The sequence below is a fragment of the Nannocystis bainbridge genome (assembly GCF_028368995.1).
In the GTDB taxonomy this organism is placed as follows: Bacteria; Myxococcota_A; Polyangia; order Nannocystales; family Nannocystaceae; genus Nannocystis; species Nannocystis bainbridge.
In genome coordinates this window covers 1,186,061-1,204,840 of sequence record NZ_JAQNDL010000003.1, presented here as the reverse complement: position 1 = coordinate 1,204,840, position 18,780 = coordinate 1,186,061, and the positions used below count along the sequence as shown (strand labels likewise).

The 18,780-nt window shown below is 71.2% G+C and carries 15 protein-coding genes and 2 pseudogenes; 9 read left to right on the top strand and 8 right to left on the bottom strand.

Annotated features, from left to right (window positions below; translation table 11 throughout):
• Positions 1-90: 90 nt before the first annotated feature.
• Positions 91-267, top strand: a pseudogene (locus POL25_RS45040) (IMP dehydrogenase); the annotation flags it as partial.
• 287 nt (positions 268-554) lie between these two features.
• Here POL25_RS45040 and POL25_RS30025 read toward each other — a convergent pair.
• Complete coding sequence (locus POL25_RS30025) at positions 555-1,040, bottom strand: hypothetical protein (protein ID WP_272089681.1); 486 nt, start codon at positions 1,038-1,040, stop codon at positions 555-557.
• 259 nt (positions 1,041-1,299) lie between these two features.
• Here POL25_RS30025 and POL25_RS30020 point away from each other — a divergent pair, with 259 nt between their 5' ends.
• Positions 1,300-2,367 carry an aldose epimerase family protein gene (locus POL25_RS30020; RefSeq protein ID WP_272089680.1) on the top strand — a complete coding sequence of 356 codons (1,068 nt, stop codon included), beginning with the start codon at positions 1,300-1,302 and terminating at the stop codon, positions 2,365-2,367.
• 22 nt (positions 2,368-2,389) lie between these two features.
• Here POL25_RS30020 and POL25_RS30015 read toward each other — a convergent pair whose 3' ends face one another.
• The gene (locus POL25_RS30015) at positions 2,390-3,304 is read right to left on the bottom strand and encodes a hypothetical protein (RefSeq protein ID WP_272089679.1); all 915 of its coding nucleotides are present in this window, start codon (positions 3,302-3,304) and stop codon (positions 2,390-2,392) included.
• Positions 3,305-3,636: 332 nt separating this feature from the next.
• Here POL25_RS30015 and POL25_RS30010 point away from each other — a divergent pair, with 332 nt between their 5' ends.
• From POL25_RS30010 to POL25_RS29990, 5 genes and pseudogenes are all read left to right on the top strand, one after another.
• Complete coding sequence (locus tag POL25_RS30010) at positions 3,637-4,371, top strand: hypothetical protein (protein ID WP_272089678.1); 735 nt, start codon at positions 3,637-3,639, stop codon at positions 4,369-4,371.
• 134 nt (positions 4,372-4,505) lie between these two features.
• A complete protein-coding gene (locus POL25_RS30005; RefSeq protein WP_272089677.1) occupies positions 4,506-4,694 on the top strand; it encodes a hypothetical protein in 189 nt (62 codons plus the stop codon).
• Positions 4,695-4,813: 119 nt separating this feature from the next.
• Positions 4,814-4,921: pseudogene (locus tag POL25_RS30000) on the top strand (GreA/GreB family elongation factor); the annotation flags it as partial.
• Positions 4,922-4,978: 57 nt separating this feature from the next.
• Positions 4,979-5,554, top strand: coding sequence for a hypothetical protein (locus POL25_RS29995; RefSeq protein WP_272089675.1), 576 nt, complete (start codon positions 4,979-4,981; stop codon positions 5,552-5,554).
• A complete protein-coding gene (locus tag POL25_RS29990; protein ID WP_272089673.1) occupies positions 5,551-6,015 on the top strand; it encodes a hypothetical protein in 465 nt (154 codons plus the stop codon). Before POL25_RS29995 ends, POL25_RS29990 begins: the two co-directional genes overlap by 4 nt.
• A gap of 351 nt (positions 6,016-6,366) precedes the next feature.
• On the opposite strand, the gene POL25_RS29985 is transcribed toward POL25_RS29990, so the two are convergent.
• Positions 6,367-7,665, bottom strand: coding sequence for a helix-turn-helix transcriptional regulator (locus tag POL25_RS29985; RefSeq protein WP_272089672.1), 1,299 nt, complete (start codon positions 7,663-7,665; stop codon positions 6,367-6,369).
• A gap of 55 nt (positions 7,666-7,720) precedes the next feature.
• Here POL25_RS29985 and POL25_RS29980 point away from each other — a divergent pair, with 55 nt between their 5' ends.
• Entirely contained in the window at positions 7,721-9,178 is a 1,458-nt protein-coding gene (locus POL25_RS29980) for a beta-helix domain-containing protein (protein WP_272089671.1), read from the top strand.
• Positions 9,179-9,471: 293 nt separating this feature from the next.
• Here POL25_RS29980 and POL25_RS29975 read toward each other — a convergent pair whose 3' ends face one another.
• Positions 9,472-10,368 (bottom strand): LysR family transcriptional regulator, encoded by an 897-nt coding sequence (locus POL25_RS29975; RefSeq protein WP_272089670.1) that lies wholly within the window; start codon positions 10,366-10,368, stop codon positions 9,472-9,474.
• Positions 10,369-10,515: 147 nt separating this feature from the next.
• On the opposite strand from POL25_RS29975, the gene POL25_RS29970 reads away from it, so the two are divergent.
• Positions 10,516-11,178 (top strand): hydrolase, encoded by a 663-nt coding sequence (locus tag POL25_RS29970; RefSeq protein WP_272089669.1) that lies wholly within the window; start codon positions 10,516-10,518, stop codon positions 11,176-11,178.
• A gap of 85 nt (positions 11,179-11,263) precedes the next feature.
• Here POL25_RS29970 and POL25_RS29965 read toward each other — a convergent pair whose 3' ends face one another.
• The 4 genes from POL25_RS29965 to POL25_RS29950 form a co-directional block, all read right to left on the bottom strand.
• Entirely contained in the window at positions 11,264-11,878 is a 615-nt protein-coding gene (locus tag POL25_RS29965; protein ID WP_272089668.1) for a hypothetical protein, read from the bottom strand.
• Positions 11,879-12,117: 239 nt separating this feature from the next.
• Entirely contained in the window at positions 12,118-13,350 is a 1,233-nt protein-coding gene (locus POL25_RS44590) for a cytochrome P450 (protein WP_272089667.1), read from the bottom strand.
• Positions 13,347-14,120, bottom strand: a complete 774-nt coding sequence (locus POL25_RS29955; protein WP_272089666.1) for a thioesterase II family protein — start codon at positions 14,118-14,120, stop codon at positions 13,347-13,349. Before POL25_RS29955 ends, POL25_RS44590 begins: the two co-directional genes overlap by 4 nt.
• On the bottom strand, positions 14,117-18,718 hold the full coding sequence (locus POL25_RS29950; protein ID WP_272089665.1) for a type I polyketide synthase: 4,602 nt from the start codon (positions 18,716-18,718) through the stop codon (positions 14,117-14,119). The genes POL25_RS29955 and POL25_RS29950 overlap by 4 nt, the downstream gene beginning before the upstream one ends.
• Positions 18,719-18,780: the final 62 nt, after the last annotated feature.

The window sequence follows — 18,780 nt, the reverse complement described above, 5'->3', positions numbered from 1 at the left end:
CCGGTGACGTCGATCGGGCCCACTGTCTCTGCGCTCCGGCACAGGCTGCGACCGAGGCGAGCCGTCGCGGAGAACCCGAGGGAGCGACCCATGCGTGCGACCAACATGTACGGCGCCGGCGACGTGCGCGTCGAGAACGTCCCCGATCCCACCATCCTTGAGCCGACCGACGCGATCGTCCGGGTGGTCCGCGCTTGCATCTGCGGCAGCGACCGGTGGCCGTACCACGACATGGCCCCGAGCGAGACCGGGCAGAGCATGGGTCACGGCCCGGCTCCGGTGCGCGCGTACATCGGCGAGCTCCTGCCCGAGGTCCTCGAGGGCAAGATCGATCCCGGGCGCGTGTTCGATCGCTCCATCGGCCTCGACGGCTATGGACCGGCGCGAGGCGATCAAGGTGCTGGTGACGCCCTGATCGTCTCACCCTGAAGGAGCACGAGATGCAGACGTGGAACCTCGGCGATAGCGGCCTCGCGGTGTCGGCCATCGGCCTCGGCTTCGAGTCGACGACCGAGGGCGAGGCGCGGTGGAGCCTGCTGGACGGCCGACCGCGCTCAGGTCGAAGCAGTTTGTTCCGCGGCCATCCATGTCCAGTGCAGGTTGCAGTATTGATAGACGGTGAACCTCGTCGTGCCCTCGGGGATAGCGAATGTCATGGTCGCGGCGAGGTCCTCGCCCAGTACGTACTCTCGCAGCGCGAAGATCACGTCCGCCTGGTCGCGGACATAGTGATACTGGATGAAGTGATCGGCCTCGACCGACATCACGTGGGTCGTCGACGCCGTGACCGTCTTTCCGGACACCGCCACTCGCGGGAGATGCGTCTCCCCCTTGCCCGGCAGGTCCAGCTCGTCGTCCGCCGTGTAGATGCCCTGACCCGTCGCTTCGAGCTCCATCGCCCTGGCCTCCCACGCGTCGTTGACCGGGTTCGAGGACGCGGGAGAACCCTCCTCGTTGCACCCCGGCAAGACGAAGACGGCCGCGACCATGCCTGACTGCGTCACGAACCAGCGCCTGCTCGAGATCAGCGTCGTGGTCATGGTGGCAGCCGGAGAGCGAGGCGAGCCGGCGAGCGGCTGGGGGTCTCTGCGAAATGGCGGGTAGAACATGCCTGATCTCGCATCCCGGGGTGCGAGCCGCCATGCGTAACCGACGAACCGTCGCGCGCCTGCGACGACCCGAGCCGCCAGAGCGACGGGCCGAAGACATGGCGCTCGAAGCCGGTCGCTGGCAGGGCATCGTCGACTACCCCTCATCCCGAAACCTCAGGTCGCCAGAATCGCGGTCAGGAGCCCCGCCATGGTCGAAGCTTTCACTCCCCCCGCCCGAATCACGAGATCGCATTTCGGGCAGCTCCATGGCGCAGAGGTGGCGCTCTACACCCTCACCAACAGGAACGGCGCCGTCCTGAAGGTCATCAATTACGGAGCGATCGTCACCGAGCTGCTGGTGCGCGGGCGCGACGGCGAACTCGCCGATGTCGTGCGTGGCTTCGACGACCTCCAGGGCTACCTCGAGAATACCCCTTACTTCGGAGCGACCATCGGGCGCGTCGCCAATCGCATCAAGGGCGGTACGTTCGAGCTGGAGGGCCAGCGCTACGCGTTGGCGCTGAACGACCCTGCCACCGGCAGTCACCTCCACGGCGGCAGACGAGGGTGGGACAAGGTCGTGTGGAATGCCGAGGCGGACAGCTCCGAGCGCGGCCCTTCCATCAAGCTGAGCTACACATCGGCGGACGGAGAAGAAGGGTACCCCGGGCGCGTGCAGGCGACGGTCCTCTATTCATTGACCGACGCCGACGAGTTTCGCGTCGAGATGCGGGCCATGACGGACAGGACGACCCTCGTCAACATGGCGCACCACACGTACTGGAATCTCGGGGGTCCGGGGTCCAGCAGCATCGCAGGCCACGAGCTGACCTTGCACGCGAAGGCGTATACGCCGGGCCTGCCGCCCGCAGGGGCGGTCGAGCCCGTCGCCGGGACCCGCTTCGATTTCACCACGGCCCAGCCGATCGGACCGCGCCTTCAGCCCACCGGGTACGGCCCCGGTGGCTTTGACGACAACTTCGTCGTCGACGGTGCCGCCTTTTCGCTACGGCCGGTGGCGCGCGTGCGAGACCCGGGGACCGGCAGAGTGATGGCGCTCGAGTCCGATCAGCCCGGGGTGCAGTTTTATACGGGAAACTTCCTGGACGGCTCGACCCGTGGGAAGGGCTCGCCGCACGTCCGGCACTCGGCCTTTTGCCTCGAGTCGCAGCGGTTCCCCAACTCCATTCATGTGCCTGCCTGGAGAGACAGCGTGATCCTGGTGCCCGGCAGGCTCTACTCACATACGATGATTCATCGTTTTACGGTGGAATAAGCGTATTGCCCCGCGCCCGCTTTCAGGGCAGCGGCACCGCCGAGACCACCCCGTCGAACCCCACCGAGTGCTGCGCGTCGAGGTCGAACACCATCTCGAAGATGAACGGCCCGCCGAGGTCCGCCGGCGCCGGCGTATACGTACCGGTCCACTGCACCCATTCGTCCTCGACGGTCGGCGTCGGCGTGCTGGTCCACTCGACCATCCCTGCCGGCCCGCCGATCCGCAGCGTCGAGAAGTCCGCCAGCTCGATCCCCGAGAAGCCCGCAAGGTCCATCGTGACGAAGAACGACACCTCGTACGTGGTGTCCTCGACCACCCCGCCGAGGTCCTTCGTGAGCCCGAGGCCGACGAACGACCCCATCTGGTTGCCGTTCCCCGAGGCGAAGAACGTCCTCCCCGCGTTCGGCTGCGCGAACTCGGTGGTCCAGTTCTCGTCGTTCAGTCCGCCGACGTACGTGTTCATCCCGGGCGCCAGGTCGAACGGGTTCATCAGGACCTCCGCGCCCGGATCGGTGTCACCCGTGCTCTCGCTCGTGGTCGTCGTCTCGCTGTCCGCGGTGGTCCCGGTCGTATCGTCGGTCGTCGAAGTGCTCGCCTCGGTCGAGCTCGCCTCGGTCGAGCTCGACGTGTCGTCACTCGTCCCGGAGGTCTCGTCGGTCGTCGACGAGGAGCTCGTCGGAGCGCCCGTCCCCGTGGCCGACAGCGACGCCGTACCGTCGGTATCCTGTGTGTCGCTGGCTCCGTCGGTGATCCCGGTCGTCGGCGTCACCGTCGTGTCCGTGCCCGGGTCGGTCTGCGGCCCCGTCGTGGATGCGCCGACCGTCCCGCTGCTTTCACCCTGGGTGCCGGAGTCGGAGCCGCCGCCGTCGACGCCGCAGGCCGGCAGGAAGCTGATGGAGGAGAGGGCGAGCGACGAGAGGAAATTGATTCGCATGAGAAGGTTTCTTCTTCGGAGGGGTTCGCGGACCAGACGGAGCCCGGGCCCGCGGTCGCGGCAAAAGAGCGCGCGGGAGAGCCTTTATCTGAACGGCGCTCGCGGCCGCAACCACGCATGAGCCCCCAAGCGAGGTCGACAGCACCCGAGCGTGGGGTGCCCGCCGAGGTGCCGACGATCGTGCGCGAGGCGAAGGCCGCTGCGTGACCGCCCGGGGGCGCGCTGGCGCTCCACGTGCGCGCTCTGCGAGGCCGACGGCGCGTCGAATTTCCTCTCGGACCCCCAGACAGAGGCGACGCAACCCGGGCACATTGTCGCGGACGCGAGTCACCATGCGCCACGAATTCATTTCACTTACACCCTGGTTCCTGACGTTCACCCTCACCGCCGGCTGCACGCCCGGCTCCCCCGGCGAGACCGCGACGACCGGCTCGACCGGCTCGACCGGCTCGGACACCGGCGGCGCGACGAGCACCTCGACGGGCACGAGCGACGACCCGACGACCACGGAGGGCCCCGGGACGAGCACCACGGAGGGCCCCGGGACGAGCACCACGGAGGAGCCCGGGACGACCACGGCGGGCGACCCGACCGGGACGGACAGCTCACCCGGCACCACGACGGAGGACGACACCACGACGACCACCGGCGGGCCCGATCCGGTCGAGGAAAATTGTCAGGGCCTCGAGTTCCCGCCGGAGGCGCCCGCCAAGGTCGAGGGCGCCCGCTGGACCGGGCCGATGTCGATTCGGCTGACCGACGCCGAGGAATTCCTGTGCGATGACATCTCGCCCGACAGCTTCGGGACGAGATGCACCAGCGGCTTCCTCGTCGACGCCGAGTTCCCGGGGCCGATCGTCGCCGGAGAGTATGTCGACGGCGAAGACATCACGATGGAAGGCGTCTCCGCCGTGTGGGACCGCGATTGCGCGAATGGTGGCTCCGGCGGATTTGCGCCCGGGGGGACGGTGACGATCTACGCGGTCAGCGAGACTTGCATCGCCGGCGCGCTCGTGGATCCCGATGACGGGGTCGAGGCCCGCTTCCTCGCGCCGAAGTGCCCGTGATAGTCCGCGGCAGGCCGACGCTCCCGCAGCGGGGGGCGTCCTGGACCCCCTGCGAGCCCGAAGTCGAGGGGTTGTCTCGAACTGCCGAGAGCGTGACAAAATCGGGGCGCTCGCCGTGGGAGCTCTCCCACGCGGTGACGCAGAACGCGAACACGTCCGTGTGGGCGTCGATCGCCCCGCCGTCCCACCGCGAGCTCACCGGCGCGTTCGTCCGCAAGGGCACCCGCGAAGACTGGTCGAGAGCGCGGCGGCTCGGCGACCCGCGGACGGGCCTGTACCTCGACCTCGACGGACGCGCTGTCTTCGGCGACGGGCACGAGTGATCACGTCGGGGCCGAGCGCGACGCCTTCCCGCAGAAGCGGCGCGAGATCGAGGAGCACAACGCCCGCGAGCGAGCGCTGGCGGGTTGAGGCGACGCTCGAAGCCTGCTAAGGCTGGCTCATGTCCGGGAGGAAGAGCCAGTTCGGCGCAACGGTGAAGCTCGGCCATGACGACACTGGTGAGGAGCAGACCTTCCAGATCGTCGGTTCCGTCGAGGCCGACATCAAGCACTCGCTCGGACTCGCGCTGTGGGTGGGCCGGCGGCGCTGAGGTATCGTGGCCGAGATGAACACCGCAGCGACACCGTGCGAGGCGGAGACTGGCCGTGCGCGGCCTTCGAGGGCACGCCAGCTGGCCACGTTCGCGGCGCTGCTGGTCGCCTCCGTGTCGGTCATGGCGACATCGAAGCCGCGCTGGCACCTGGATTCATCGGCCACCGGGGCGCCGATGGAGGTGGCGCCATCGTCGAGCAAGTCGGCGAACATCGTGGTTGCGGTGGCGCATGCGACGGCGCCGGGTGAGTCGATCTCCGACTGGCTGGTGACGGTCCGCGTGACGACAAAAACGCCGACATCAGGCGGCGCGGGGCAGGTACGCCTGTCGCTCCAGTCGCCGGCGGGGCAAGCCGCCGATGCGCCGGCGTCGTCCACGGGGCCCACCGATCAGGTGTCCGTGAGCACCACGGTTTACTCGCCCAAGTGTCCACCGGAAGGTCCCTGCGAGCTGCGCTTCACGCTGAGCGCCGAGGGGGTCGGCGGCACAGTACGTGTCGAGCCGACGGTGTCTGCGTGGCTGAGGGGCGACGGCACTGTCGTGCCTCCGGGGGCGGGGATCACGGTGCGCGTGGATCCCACGCCGTGAGGCTGGGGCGAGCGGGCGAGGGGTTGCTGCATCCCGCGGCGCTCGCCTCGGTCGCGGTGTTGCTGCTCAACGATCACTGGGCGAAGCGTGCGTACCCAGGCTTTGCGACGGGCAAGCTGTCCGATTTCGCCGGGCTGATCTTCACGCCGCTGCTGCTCGACGCATGGATCGAGCTCGGGCTGCGCCAGGCGGGGCGCTACCGCGGGCCCTCGCCGCGGAGGCTGCGGGCGCTGGCGGTGCTCACGGGCCTGGTCTTTGCGCTGGCCAAGACCTGGCCGCCGGCGAACATCGCCGTGGCGTGGGCCATGGGGCTGGTGCGGCTGCCGCTCGACGCAGGGCTGGCGCTGGCGCTGGGCAGGGGGCTGCCGGCGCTCGGGCCTGTCGCGCTGGTGCGAGATCCGAGCGATCTGCTGGCCTTGCCCTCGCTCGGCCTCGCGCTGTGGGTGGGCCGGAGGCGCTGATGGCCGCGAGGCCTGGGGTCGTTGTCCGGATGAGCACCGAAGCGACACCACCCGATGCGGCATCCGGTCGCGCGCGGCCTGGGTGGGGGCGCGAGCTGGCCACGTTCGCGGCAGCGTCAACCTCCGCGGCGAGCGGGCCGCCATCGCCTGCAGCTCGGGTCGGGTCGCCGTGTTCGAGCCCGCGCGCGATGACGACTTCGAGATCTTGCGCAGTAAGGATTCGCGGATCGAGGAGATGTCAGCGCAATCCAGACGAAGTCTGTGGGGCTGAACACATCATTAGCAATCGACCATGCCGATTGTGCATAGTGCTCCTGCACGCCGAGCCCGCGGCGCAGGGACGCGATGCGCTCACCCCCGCGTCAGCCCATTGTGGCGGGTGAGGTGGCGGGCGAGCTGGCTGCGGTTGTCGACGCCGAGCTTGGCGTAGATGGTCTGTAGCTGCTTGGCCACGGTGCTCGGCGCCACGCCGCGCGCGCTGGCGATTTGGGCGTTGCGGAGACCACGGGCGACGCCGGTGGCGACCTCGCGTTCGGAGGGGGTGAGCACCGAGTCGGGGTCGGCGACGCTCACGTCGACTGCCAGCACCCGCAGCCGGTCCTCGGCGAAGGCCACGTCGAGCGACCCGGCGCTGCGGGCCTGGAGCAGGGCGGCCAGCTCCACCCGCGAACGGACGCGCAGCTTCTTGAGGATCTGCGTCACGCACGACGACACGGTCTTCTCCGGCAGGCCGAGCGCATAGCTGGCTTGTTTGTTGGTAGCGCCCAGCGCCAGGTGGCGGAGCACGCTCTGCTCGGTCGAGGTCAGCGCGCGCGGGTCGAGCACGCCGGGGCGGTTGGCGTAGGCGGCCAGGTAACGGCGGCCGTCTCGCTCCCAGTGCTCCACGAGCGACCAGCGGCCGGCGACCAGGCCGCGCCAGAGGTCGAGGGCGCGCTCGGGGGAGCCGCGCAACTCGACGCTGCGCGCGCGGTCCATGGCCTGCACCGCTTCGGTGAGCGCGCGGCGTGCGTCGCCATCGGCCGCGACCTCGGCGCTGGCGTCCTCGACCCGCCCCGCCGGCGACAGCAAGGCGTCGCGACCCATCACGCGCGCCGCCAGTTTGCGTCGCAAGCGCAACCCCGCCACCAGATGCAAGCCCACGCGCTGCCAGATCCCCCGCACGCGCGGCGACGGGGCCACGACCGCGGCGGACGGCGCCGACAGGGTGACGCTGCCGCCCTCGGTGTCCTGGGCGAACATGCAGAATCCGTCGGAAATGCCCGCGCGCGCCATCACACGGCGGAAATGCTCGACCACCGGTGAGCCGCGGCCGAGGACCTGCTCAAGCCCGCCGCAGGTCACCAGTCGCTTGCGCAGCAGCTCGAAGATGGCGTCTGGGGCGGTCTCGTTGAGCTCGAGCAGGCGCGCCTGGAACTCTGGCGAGAGCGCCCGCGCGGCGAACACCGGGCTGCGCGCGTAGTCCGGAGCGGTGCTGTCACCGGTGAATGCGTACAACCCCGCGCCCACGTCGAGGTCGGGTTGGGCGCGCGCGGTCACGGCCGCGAGCCACTCGGTCTCCGTGCCGTCGAGCTGGTAGGCGGCCTCGACGAGATCGATGGCGGCCTTGCCGGTGACGAGCGGGGGGCGGCTCGTGGGGGGGCGGGTGAACATGCTCGGTCTCCGGAAAAAGTGACGCCGAAGGGTCAATGCGCCGGGTGTTCGGAGTATGGCGGAGCTGCACAAAACCTTGGAGCATGGCGTGCGGGCGGCGAGTCTTTTCGGGGTGCATCCTCGCGCGCCGCCCAGGAGCTTCATGCCGTCAATTCGCTCGTTGCCAGGGTCCGCTCTCCTGTTCTGCGCCGCTGCCGTGGTCGCCTGCGAGGGCGGAGAAGGGGCCGATCCTGGCACCGACACCGCGACCGACGTCCCCGAGACGTGCGGTGTCCCGAGCGGTGAGGGCACCGTGCACGCGACCGCCGCGCTCGAGTCCGACGACACGGTGTGGACCGCGGCCGCAAGCCCCCACATCGTGGATTTTCCGCCGATCATCTCGGAGGGGCAGCGACTGACCATCGAGCCCTGCGCGGTGGTGCGCTTCGGCGATCGCGTCGGCATGCAGATCGAAGGCGAGCTGATCGCCGAGGGCGCCGCCGACAAACCCATCGTCTTCGAGCGGGCCGGGGCCGCGGCCTGGGACAGCCTGCGCGTCGCCGAGACGGGCCGTATGCGCCTGGCCCACGCCACGCTGCGGGGCGGCGGCGCGCTCGGCAACTCGCGCATCGACGAGACCGGCACCCTGGTCCTGGTCGGCGATCCGCGCTCGCCCCAGGGGCTGATGCCGCTGGCGAGCGTGCAGCACGTGACCATCGAAGATTCGGCCTCTCTCGGCGCCTTGCTGAGCCAGAACGCCACGTTCAGCGACGACTCGAGCGAGCTCACCGTCACCGGCAGCGGCTCGGCGCCGCTGCGCCTGTGGCAACGCGCCGCGAGCAGCGTGCCGAGCGGTCAATACACCGGCAACCAGGACGACGAGATCCTGATCGACGAGGGCTTCGGCAACTCGCAGATCGTCGGTGAGGCCACCCTTCACGATCGCGGCGTGCCCTATCATATGGTCACCGGTATGATGGTGGTCGGCAGCAGCGGCGACGATCGCACGCCCGGCAGCTTGTCCATCGAGCCGGGCGTGCAGCTGCGCTTCCAGCCGGGCTCGCGGCTGCTGGTGCAGGCTTACGTCACCGAAGAAGCCGCCACCGGCAGCTTGCGCGCGCTCGGCACCGCGGAGAAGCCGATCGTGATCACCTCGGGGGCCGATGCGCCGGCGCCCGGCGACTGGGTGGGCATCACCTTCAAGGGCACACCGTCCGCCGACAATCGCATCGAGCACACGACGATCGCCTACGCCGGCGGCGTCTCGGGGATCTCCAGCTACGACTGCGGGCTGTCGGGCGACACCTTCTCCAACGAGGGCGCGGTGGTGTTCTATGGCCAGCAGCCGGCCTCGGTGTTCCTCACGAGCAGCCGCATCGAGCACAGCGCCCGCGACGGGGTGGTGCGCGGCTGGGTCGGCGATCCGCTCGACTTCACCGTTACCAACACCTTCGTCGGTGTCGCGCGCTGCCTGCAGACATTTCCCCAGCCGCTGAACGACTCGTGTCCGACGGATCCGCCCTGCCCGAAGTGAGCGGCCGGCGAAGCACCCGGCGGCGGCGGTGCGGGGGCTCTGCTCCGCCGGGGCAGCGTGGGGTTCACCGAGAGGCCAGGGGGAGCATCGATTGCTCGGACGTTGAGATCGATCGCGGCGCCGCAGTCCGGGCAGACATCATCGACCACCCCGGCGCCGACCTGCGCGGCGCGACCGGCAGGACCGACGAGGTCGTGCTGCGACGATAGCGGAGCGAGGTCCCGACGACTGGCACCATTTAGGCTCCCCTGCGGGCCCGAATCCGGCGACTTCCGTACTCGCTGCCGGTGCGTTCAACCTGGCGCCGTGCCCGAGACGTGCGGCGCGGTTCCGCAGCGCTCGATCAGGAGCTCGGTCAGCACCCGGACCTTGCGCGCAGGATGCTGCGCCGGCGGACGCACGACGAAGATGCCGAACTCGGGCGGCGGATAGCGCGTCAGCACCGGGACGAGCGCGCCGGATGCCAGATGCTCGGCGATCAGCCTGTCCGGCAGCATGGCAATGCCGAGACCCGCGAGCACCGCGGCTGCGATAGCGACGCCGTTGTCGGCCTTGACCCTGCCCTGGGGCTTGACCGCGATCGTCTGCTCACCGTCCCTGAAGTACCATGATTCCGTGCCCTGCAGGATGGCCTCGTGGTCGGGGAGGTCCTCCAGCGTCTCGGGCATCCCGTTCGCCACGATGTAGTCCGGGCTCGCGACCAGCGTGGCGTAGATCGGTCCGACGCGTTGCGCGAGCAGCGTCGAGGGCGGCAGCCGACCGACACGGATCGCGCAATCGTACCCCTCGTCGATCAGGTCGACGAACTGATCGCTGTAACACGCGTGGACGTGCAGGGCCGGGTGTCGTCGCGCCAACTCGGCGAGCACCGGTGCGAAATGCGTCGGGCCGAACGAGAGCGGCGCGGCGATCCGCAGGCGGCCGCGCAGTTCGCCGCTGGGCAGGATGGTCTCGCGCGCGATGTCGATCTCGGCGACCACCTTCGCGGCGTAGTCGCGAAATGTCGCGCCCGCCTCCGTCAGCGACGCGCCTCGCGTGGTCCGCGCCAGCAACTGCACGCCGAGGTCTGCCTCGAGCCGGATGAGCCGCCGGCTGACGATGGCCTTGGCCACGCCGAGCCTGCGGGCCGCCGAGGTGATGCCTCCGGCGTCGGCGACTTCCACGAAGGTCTTCAGCTCCTCGATATCCATCTGGCGTTCCCCGATCTGCGACACAGAGTAGGTCGAAACGAGGCTAGCGTATCAAAAGTCGGACTGTCAATGTTCTTCGAGGCAACGCTGATGCCATTGCCTGCCACCCGGCAAACAGCCCCTTTTCAACGACCTCAGAGGATCACCATGAGCTTTCGCAACGGCCTCGACTCGCTGCTTCGCCCCGAAGATTCCGTGCTCGTCCTGATCGATCACCAGCCCTTCCAGCTCGCGAATCTCAACAGCCACGTCCCGCAAGTCGTGGTCAACAACGTGGCGGCGCTGACGAAGACCGCCAGGGCGTTTCGCGTCCCGACCATCATCACCAGCGTCATCGCCGATCGGGGCGGGTTCATCTTTCCGCAGATCACCGATGTCTTCCCCGACGAGAAGGTGATCGATCGCACCACGCTCAACACCTGGGAAGACAAGAAGGTCGTCGACATCGTCAAGGCGACGGGCCGCAAGCAGTTGGTCATCGCCGGCCTCTACACCGAGATCTGCGTGGCGATGCCCGTGATCCACGCTCTCGGCGACGGTTGGGACGTGACGGTGATCACCGATGCCTGCGGCGGTGTCTCGCTCGAGGCGCATGAGGTCGCCATCCAGCGCATGATCGCCGCCGGCGCCAACGTGATGACGTGGCTGGCGCTGGCATCCGAATGGCTGCGCGACCATGCGCGTACCGAACACACCGCCGAGTTCGTGGAGGTGCTCAAGGAGCACGCGGCGGGGAGCGGTATCGCGTTCCTGTGGGAGCAGCAGTTGCTCAACACGCCGGTGGAGTCGCTGAAAAGCTCCGGCTTCTGATCCGGTGACGAGGGTGCCGTCGCCGCATTGCTGAACGGCGATGCGGCGGCGGCGCTGTCGCAAGGGCATGTGGCGCCGGACGCTCTCAGTCGTGTTCGTACGCCGCGCGCAGCCGGGCGAGCGTCGGGCACGGCAGCGCGGCGCGCAGCGAGGGCAGCAGCTCCTGCGCGGTCTCGAGGAAGTATGAATCGTGGTCGCTCTCGTCGAGCGAGGTCGCGGCCTCTGCCGGGGTCACCTCGCCCGCTTCGACGTCGAGGACGAACCACACCAGCAAGCCGACGCCGAGGCCGAACGCCTGAACGCGCTCCGCTTCGTCGCTCGGGCTCGGGTCGTGCGACCACCACAGCTCCTGCGGATGGAGGCAGCCGAACGCCTCGTCGACGGCGTCTCGCGGGCCGGTGCCGCGCACGAGCGACTCGGCCGCCTCGAGCGCGCCTGCGAGCCGGGCCCCGACGAGGGACGGTGATATGCGCGCGAGCTCGGCGCGGGCGACCGCGCAAATGGCCAGCACGGTCGCGGTCGTGCCATGGGCTCGCATCGCGGCCAGCACCAGCGTCAACACGTCCGCAGTCGCGTGCCAGGCCCGGGTGAGCGACCCGTCCGGGATGTGCAGCGCGAGCCAGGCGGGCGGCACCTCGCCGTCGCGCTCGAGGTGCGCGAGCAGATCAGCGAGCAGGTTCGACGCGGTGTCGTCGGTCATCGCGTCGTCGGCATACCACGGGCGGTTGCATTCGTGGGTGGCGAGGACGCGCGCATCATGGCGCCCGGCGGCGTCGGTGGCAGCGAGGAGCCCGGCGCGACTGCGAGGCGCGCGGCAGCGCCGGTCCCACGCGGAGCTCGGCGTGCACCGCCCGGCCTGCGGCGGCGCAGGGCGGGCCGGAGACGTCGGCGGTTTGCGCGAGTTTTTAAGGATATGTCCGAATGGACATGTCCCCGGGGTCATGCCGGCGTGCCGAGGCTGACGGGGAGGCTGCTGATCTTGCGCAGGAAGGCGTGGCTCTCGAAGGTCGGCGGGGCGGCGAGGGCGAGGTCGGGGTAGCGGGTGACGAGCGAGAGCACGGCGGTCTGGCTCATCATGCGGCCGAGCGAGGCGCCGGCGCAGAAGTGGGGGCCGCTGCCGAAGGCGATGCTCTGGGCCTGGCTGCGAGCGATGTCGAGGCGGTCGGGGTCGGGGAAGACGTCGGGGTCGCGCAGGGCGGAGCCGACCAGGGCGATGACCATCTCGCCGCGGCGAATGAGCTGACCGCCGAGCTCGACGTCCTCGATCGGGAAGCGAGGGACGCCGCCCTTGCCGAAGTGGTCGAAGCGCAGGACCTCGTCGATCGCGCCGCGCACGAGGCCAGGGTCGGCGCGCAGGCGGGCGAGCTGGTCAGGGTGGCGCAGGAGGTCGAGCACGGCGAAGCTGACGAGCTGGACGGCGGTGTCGGTGCCGGCGGTGATCATGCTGCCGGCGAGGGCGACGAGCTCGTCGCGGGTGAGCCGCTCGCCGGCCTCCTCGGCCTCGATCCAGGCGGTGAGCAGGCCCGGCTCGTGATCGCGGCGACGGTCCTCGATGACCTCGTTGAGCATGTCGAGGCCGGCGGGGATCGGGGCGATGGTGGCGGCGAACTCGTCGGGCGAGAGGGCGACGCTGATGGAGTCGATGAGGGCGAGGCCGAACCGGCGGAAGGTCTCCTCGTGACGCTCGGGGATCTGCAGCATGCGACCGATGACGCGCAGGGGGATCCGCTCGGAGAACTCGCGGGCGATGTCGACCTGGTCGCGGCCGGCGAGGCGAGCGAGGGCGTCGCCGACGACGGCGTCGACGTCGCGCTGGAGGCCGACGAGGGTCCGCGGGCTCATGGCGGGCGCGACGAGCCGGCGGATCCGCTGGTGATCGACCTCGGGCAGGCGGAACAGGCTGTTCTTCATCAGCGATTGATAGGGCGTCGGCAGGGCGCCGGGGGGCGGCGGGGCGGCGAACTCCCAGTGGCTGTCGTCGAGGCTGAATCGGCGGTCGCGCAGGACGGTGACGACGTCGTGATAGCGACTGACGACCCAGATGCGGGCCGGCTCCCAGCGGTAGACGGGGGCCTGCTCGCGCAGCCGGCGATAGGTGGGGTACGGGTCGGCGATGAAGCCGAGGTCGCTCGGGTCGAAGGCGATGGCGGGGGCGGCGGTGGTGGCAGTCACGGGTGCTCCTGAGCGCGTGGGGCAGACAACAGACGCGAGAGCCGGGCGAGCAGGTCGGCCCGGGCGGTGTGGAGGAAGAAGTGGCCGCCAGGGAGGACGTCGAGGCTGAAGCCGCGGCCGGCGTGCAGCGCCCAGGCGGCGACGTCGCGCGGGGGGACGCCGCGGTCGTCGCTGCCGGCAAAGGCGTGGAGCGGGAGGTCGAGCGCGGGCTCGCGGGCGTGAGCGTAGGTCTCGAGCACGGTGAAGTCGGCGCGCAGGACGGGGAGCATCAAGGCGCGCAGCTCGGGGTCGGCGAGGGCGTCGTCGAGGACGCCGTGGCGCTGCTGCAGGGCGGTGACGAAGGCGTCGTCAGCGAGCGGGTGCAAGGGGCTGGCGGGGTCGGGGAGGTGCGGGCCGCGGAAGGCGGACAGGCACAGGCGCTCGGGCTGCGGGCCGCCGCGGCGCCGGAGGGCGCGGGTCCACTCGAAGGCGACGAGGGCGCCCATGCTGTGTCCGAAGACGGCGAAGGGCCGGTCGAGCAGCGGGGCGGCGGCGGCGTCGAGGGCAGCGACGAGCGGCGCGACGGCGGTGTAGGCGGGCTCGGCGAGGCGAAAGGCGCGACCGGGGAGCTGGACGGCGCAGACCTCGATGTCGGGCGGGAGGCCGGCGGGCCAGGCGTGAAAGACGTGGCCGGCGGCGCCGGCGTGGGCGCAGCAGAACAGGCGCAGGCGGGCGGTGGGGTGCGGGCGCGGGCTGTGGAACCACAGCGCGGTGGGGTCGCGGACGGTCACGAGGCGCTCCTTTCGGGCGAGTCGAGGCGGGTGAGGAGGCAGGCGGCGAGGGCCCGGGCGCTGGGATGTTGCCAGAGCAGCGCGGCGGCGATCTGCAGGCCGAGGCCGACGCGCAGGGCGTCGCGCAATTCGACGACCATGAGCGAGTCGAGGCCGAGGTCGGCAAACCCGCCGTCGACGGCGATCCGCTCGGGGTCGATGCGCAGGACGTGGGCGAGCAGGCCGAGGAGGTGCTGCTCGAGCAGGTGGGGGCGGCGATCAGGGGCGGCGTCGAGGAGGCGGCGGCGGAGGTCGTGGTCGCGGGCCGCAGGGGCGGCGGCGTGGAGACGGACGCCCTCGAGCCGGGCGATCGGGCTTTCGTGTTCGTCGAGGATGGTGATGTCGCCGAGGAGGACGCCAGGGTCGGCGGGGCGCAGGACGACATGACTCCAGAGACAGGTGCCGCGCGGGCGGGCGCGGAGGATGACGCGGTCGATGCCGCCGCCGACGAGGGCGACGGGGGCGGCGTCGGGGAGGAGGGCGGCAGCGGCGAGGACGTGGACGCAGGCGTCGAGGACGGCCGGGTGCATGGCGGCGACGGCGTCGGGCGGGAGGCCGGGCGGGGCCTGGACGCTAGCGAGCAAGCTGCCGTCGCCGCGCCACAGGCGGTCGACGCCGCGAAAGGCCGGGCCGAAGCCGCTGCCGCCAGCGTCGAGGCGGGCGTAGAGCTCGGCGAGGTCGACAGGCTGGCGGCAGGCGTCGCGCAGAGCGGCGAGCGAGAGGGGTGTGGTGAGGGAATCGTCGGAGGGCGGTGAAGCGAGGTCGAGCGGCGGAGGGACGGTCGCGGCTGCGTCTCGGTGCGTTGATTCGCGGCCCGGGTCGACAGAGGGCGAGGATTCGCGGGGCGAGTCGGAAAGGTGCTTCAATCCACCGCTCGGCCCGACGCAGGACGAGGATTCGAGGTGCGTTGATTCGCGGCTCGGGCCGACGAGGGGCGAGTCGAGGAAGTGCGTTGATTTTCGGTTCGGCTCGACGGGGAGCGATGATGCGACGCCGGGTGAGCGTGATGCTCCACCGCTCGGGCTGACGAGGTGCGGTGATTCGATGTGCTGCGATTCGTGGCTCGGGCTGGCTCGGGGCGTTGATTCTACGGGTGATTCGCCGGGGTACGGGGATTCGATGGTGGCGGAGAGGTGGCGGGTCCACGGCTCGCGTGTGGCCTGGGGGCGGCTCGAGACGACGATGCGCCAGTGACGGTCGCCTTCGGGGGTGAGGGTGGTCTGGAGGGCGCGGGCGGCGTCGTCGGCGAGGACCAGCGGGGCGGCGTGGTGGAGGTCGCGCAGGTGCAGCGCGTTTGAAAAATCGGGGCCGAGGTTCAATGCGGCGGCGGCGGCGGCGGCGACGAGGTCGAGGAGGACGGCGCCCGAGGCGACGGGGACGTCGTGGACACGATGGTCGCGCAAATAGGGGGTGCGTCGCGGATCGAGCTCGCCGTGCCAGAGATAGCCGCCGGGCGGATCGGCGAGGTCGAGTGGTTCGCCGAGGCCCGAGGACGTGGGCGCGGCGGGGCGGCGCGGGCGTGGATCGATCCAGTGGCGCTCGCGCTGCCACGGATAGGTCGGCAGGGCGACGCAGCGGCCGGCGGGGGCGTGCTGCTGCCAATCGACGGGGTAGCCGCGAGTGTGGAGCGCGCCGAGGGCGGCGCGCAGGGCGGTGCGCTCGCCGAGGCCGCTGCGCAGGCTGGCGAGGGCGTGACGCTCGCCGGCGGGGCCGGCCTGGCGCAGGGCGAGGTCGAGGAAACCGAGCAAGCTGGGACGCGGGCCGATCTCGAGGAAGAGGGTGAAGCCGTCGGCGAGCAGGTGATCGATCGCTTCGGCGAAGCGGACCGGGGCGCGCAGGTTGTTGACCCAGTGCGCGGGGGTCAGGCGGGCCGGATCGAGGAGGCCGCCGCGCACGGTGGAGTAGAGCGGGGTGGCGCCGCGCAGCGGCTCGAGGCCGCGGAGGGCTTGCGCCAGCGGGGCGCACAGCGGGTCCATGTGCGGGCTGTGAAAGGCGATGTCGACGCTGAGGCGGCGGGCGTCGACGCCGTGGTCGGCGAGCTGGCGCAGCAGGACCTCGAGGTCGGCGGCGGGGCCGGAGACGACGGTGGCGGCGGGGGCGTTGTGGGCGGCGAGCACGAGGCGGCCGGCGAACTGTTCGAGGTGCGGGAGGAGGCCCTCGGGCGGGAGGTCGACGACGGCCATGGCCCCGCGGGCGCGCGGGTCGGTGAGGAGGCGGCTGCGGGCGCAGACGATCCGGGCGGCGTCGTCGAGGTGCAAGGCGCCGGCGACGTGGGCTGCGGCGATCTCTCCGAGGCTGTGGCCGACGACGGCGTCGGGCCGGACGCCCCACGCATGCCACAAGGCGGCGAGGGCGACCTCGACGGCGAAGAGGGTCGGCTGAAACACTTCGACGCGGGCGAGGCTGGCGTCGTCGTCCAGGGCGGCGCGCACGTCGATGTCGCCGTGGCGCCGCACGGCGTCGGCGGCGTCGGCGAAGGCGCGGGCGAACACGGGCTCGTCGGCGAGGAGCTGGCGGCCGACGCCGGCGCAGCGCGTGCCCATGCCGGGGAAGACGAAGGCGAGCCGCGGCCGGCCGCCCGGGCGCAGCTGGCCGCTGGCGACGGCCCGGTGCTCACGCCCGGCGAGCCAGGCGTCGAGGCCGGCGCGCAGATCGTCGAGGTCGGCGCCGGCGACCGCCAGGCGGTGGGAATGATGGGTGCGGCGGGTGGCGGCGGTGTGGAGGAGGTCGTCGAGGGCGCGGCGATCGGGGAGTCGATCGAGGCGGGCCCGCATGCGCTCGGCGAGCTGCCGTAGAGCGGCAGGGGCGCGCGTGGACAATGGCAACAGCAGGGGGGCGTCGGCCGGGCCGGGGTGTTGTGATTGTGGGGAGGCCGGCGGGGCGAGGGCTGGGGCGCGGGCCGACAATGGCGACAGCAGGGGGGCGTCGGCCGGGCCGGGGTGCTGTGATTGTGGGGGGGACGGCGCGGCGAGGGCCGGGGCGCGCGCCGACGATGGCGACGGCAGGGAGGCGTCGGCCGGGCCGGGGTGCTGTGATTGAGGGGAGGCCGGCGATGGTCTCGCCTGGCGGGGTTCATGGGTGTCGGGCGACACCGGTGCTGCGAGTGATGCTTCGACGAGGGGGCGTGCCGCGGACGAGGTTGATGCGATGGGCCGGGGGTCGTTCGCGCTCGCGGGGGCGTCGGTAATCGGGGGTTCTTCGATCAGCACGTGGGCGTTGCTGCCGCTGAAGCCGAAGGCGCTGATGCCGGCGATCCGCGGGGCGGGGCCGGGCTGCCAGGGGGTGGCCTCGGCGGCGACGACCAGCGGGGTGTCCGCCAAAGACATGCGCGGGTTGAGGGCGGTGAAGTGGAGGTTGCCGGGGATCTGGCAGTGATGCATGGCGAGCACGGCCTTGATCAGGCCGGCGATCCCGGCGGCGGCCTCGAGGTGGCCGGTGCAGGTCTTGAGCGCGCCGAGGCGGATGGTCGAGCCATCCTGGCGCGGGCGGCCATAGACGGCCTTGAGGGCGTCGATCTCGATCGGGTCGCCGAGGGGGGTGCCGGTGCCGTGGGTCTCGATGTAGCCGACCTGCTCGGGCGCGAGGCCGGCGCGGGCGAGGGCGTCGCGCAGAAGGCTTTGCTGGGAGAGGACGTTGGGGGCGGTGAGGCCGGTGGAGCGGCCGTCCTGGTTGATGGCGCTGCCGCGCACGAGGGCCCAGATCCGGTCGCCGTCGCGCCGGGCGTCGGCGAGGCGCTTGAGGACGACGACGCCGCAGCCCTCGCCGCGCACGAAGCCGTCGGCGGCGGCGTCGAAGGTGCGGCAGCGACCGCCCGGCGAGAGGGCCTGGGCCTGCGCGAGCATGTGGGTGGCGACGGGGGAGAGGATCAGGTTGACGCCGCCGGCGAGGGCGAGGTCGCACTGGCGATCGCGCAAGCTGTCGCAGGCGAGGTGGACGGCGGTGAGGGAGGAGGAGCAGGCGGTGTCGACGGCGAGGCACGGGCCCTGGAGGCCGAGCATGTAGGAGAGGCGACCGGCGGCGAAGCACTGGCTGTTGCCGGTGAGGGCGTAGACGTCGAGGTCGGCCGGCTCGCCGCCGAGGACGCGCTGCTGATAGTCGAGGGTGGTGAGGCCGACGAACACGCCGGTGCGGCTGCCGCTGAGGACGGGCTGGGGCTGACCGGCGTCCTCGAGCGCCTCCCAGGCGACCTCGAGCAGGAGGCGCTGCTGCGGGTCGAGGACGGCGGCCTCGCGCGGGGAGATGCCGAAGAAGCCGGCGTCGAATTTGTCGACGCCGTCGAGGAAGCCGGCCCAGCGCGTGGCAGCGGCGGCCTGCAGCGCCGGATCGAAGGGCCAGCGACCTTCGGGGAGCTCGCGCACGACGTCGTGGCCGCCGGTGATGACGCGCCAAAACCCCTCGGGCGAGTCGGCGCCGCCAGGGAACCTGCAGCCGATGCCGACGACGGCCAGCGGCTCGCTAGCGCCGGCGTCGCGGGCAGACAGCGCGGCGCGCAGCTCGGCGACCTTCTCGAGCGAACGTTTTAATAGGGCGCGGAAGTCGGGGGGCGTGGGGTCGCTCATGGCGGTCCGTGGAAGTCGCGTGGGGAGAGGCGGCGAGGTCCCGCGCCGCGGGGAATGATGTG

Coding starts and splice junctions, on each gene's coding strand:
- POL25_RS30025 (WP_272089681.1), bottom strand. CDS start 1,040: ATGACCACGACGCTGATCTCGAGCAGGCGCTGGTTCGTGACGCAGTCA.
- POL25_RS30020 (WP_272089680.1), top strand. CDS start 1,300: ATGGTCGAAGCTTTCACTCCCCCCGCCCGAATCACGAGATCGCATTTC.
- POL25_RS30015 (WP_272089679.1), bottom strand. CDS start 3,304: ATGCGAATCAATTTCCTCTCGTCGCTCGCCCTCTCCTCCATCAGCTTC.
- POL25_RS30010 (WP_272089678.1), top strand. CDS start 3,637: ATGCGCCACGAATTCATTTCACTTACACCCTGGTTCCTGACGTTCACC.
- POL25_RS29995 (WP_272089675.1), top strand. CDS start 4,979: ATGAACACCGCAGCGACACCGTGCGAGGCGGAGACTGGCCGTGCGCGG.
- POL25_RS29985 (WP_272089672.1), bottom strand. CDS start 7,665: ATGTTCACCCGCCCCCCCACGAGCCGCCCCCCGCTCGTCACCGGCAAG.
- POL25_RS29980 (WP_272089671.1), top strand. CDS start 7,721: ATGGCGGAGCTGCACAAAACCTTGGAGCATGGCGTGCGGGCGGCGAGT.
- POL25_RS29975 (WP_272089670.1), bottom strand. CDS start 10,368: ATGGATATCGAGGAGCTGAAGACCTTCGTGGAAGTCGCCGACGCCGGA.
- POL25_RS29970 (WP_272089669.1), top strand. CDS start 10,516: ATGAGCTTTCGCAACGGCCTCGACTCGCTGCTTCGCCCCGAAGATTCC.
- POL25_RS29965 (WP_272089668.1), bottom strand. CDS start 11,878: ATGACCGACGACACCGCGTCGAACCTGCTCGCTGATCTGCTCGCGCAC.
- POL25_RS29950 (WP_272089665.1), bottom strand. CDS start 18,718: ATGAGCGACCCCACGCCCCCCGACTTCCGCGCCCTATTAAAACGTTCG.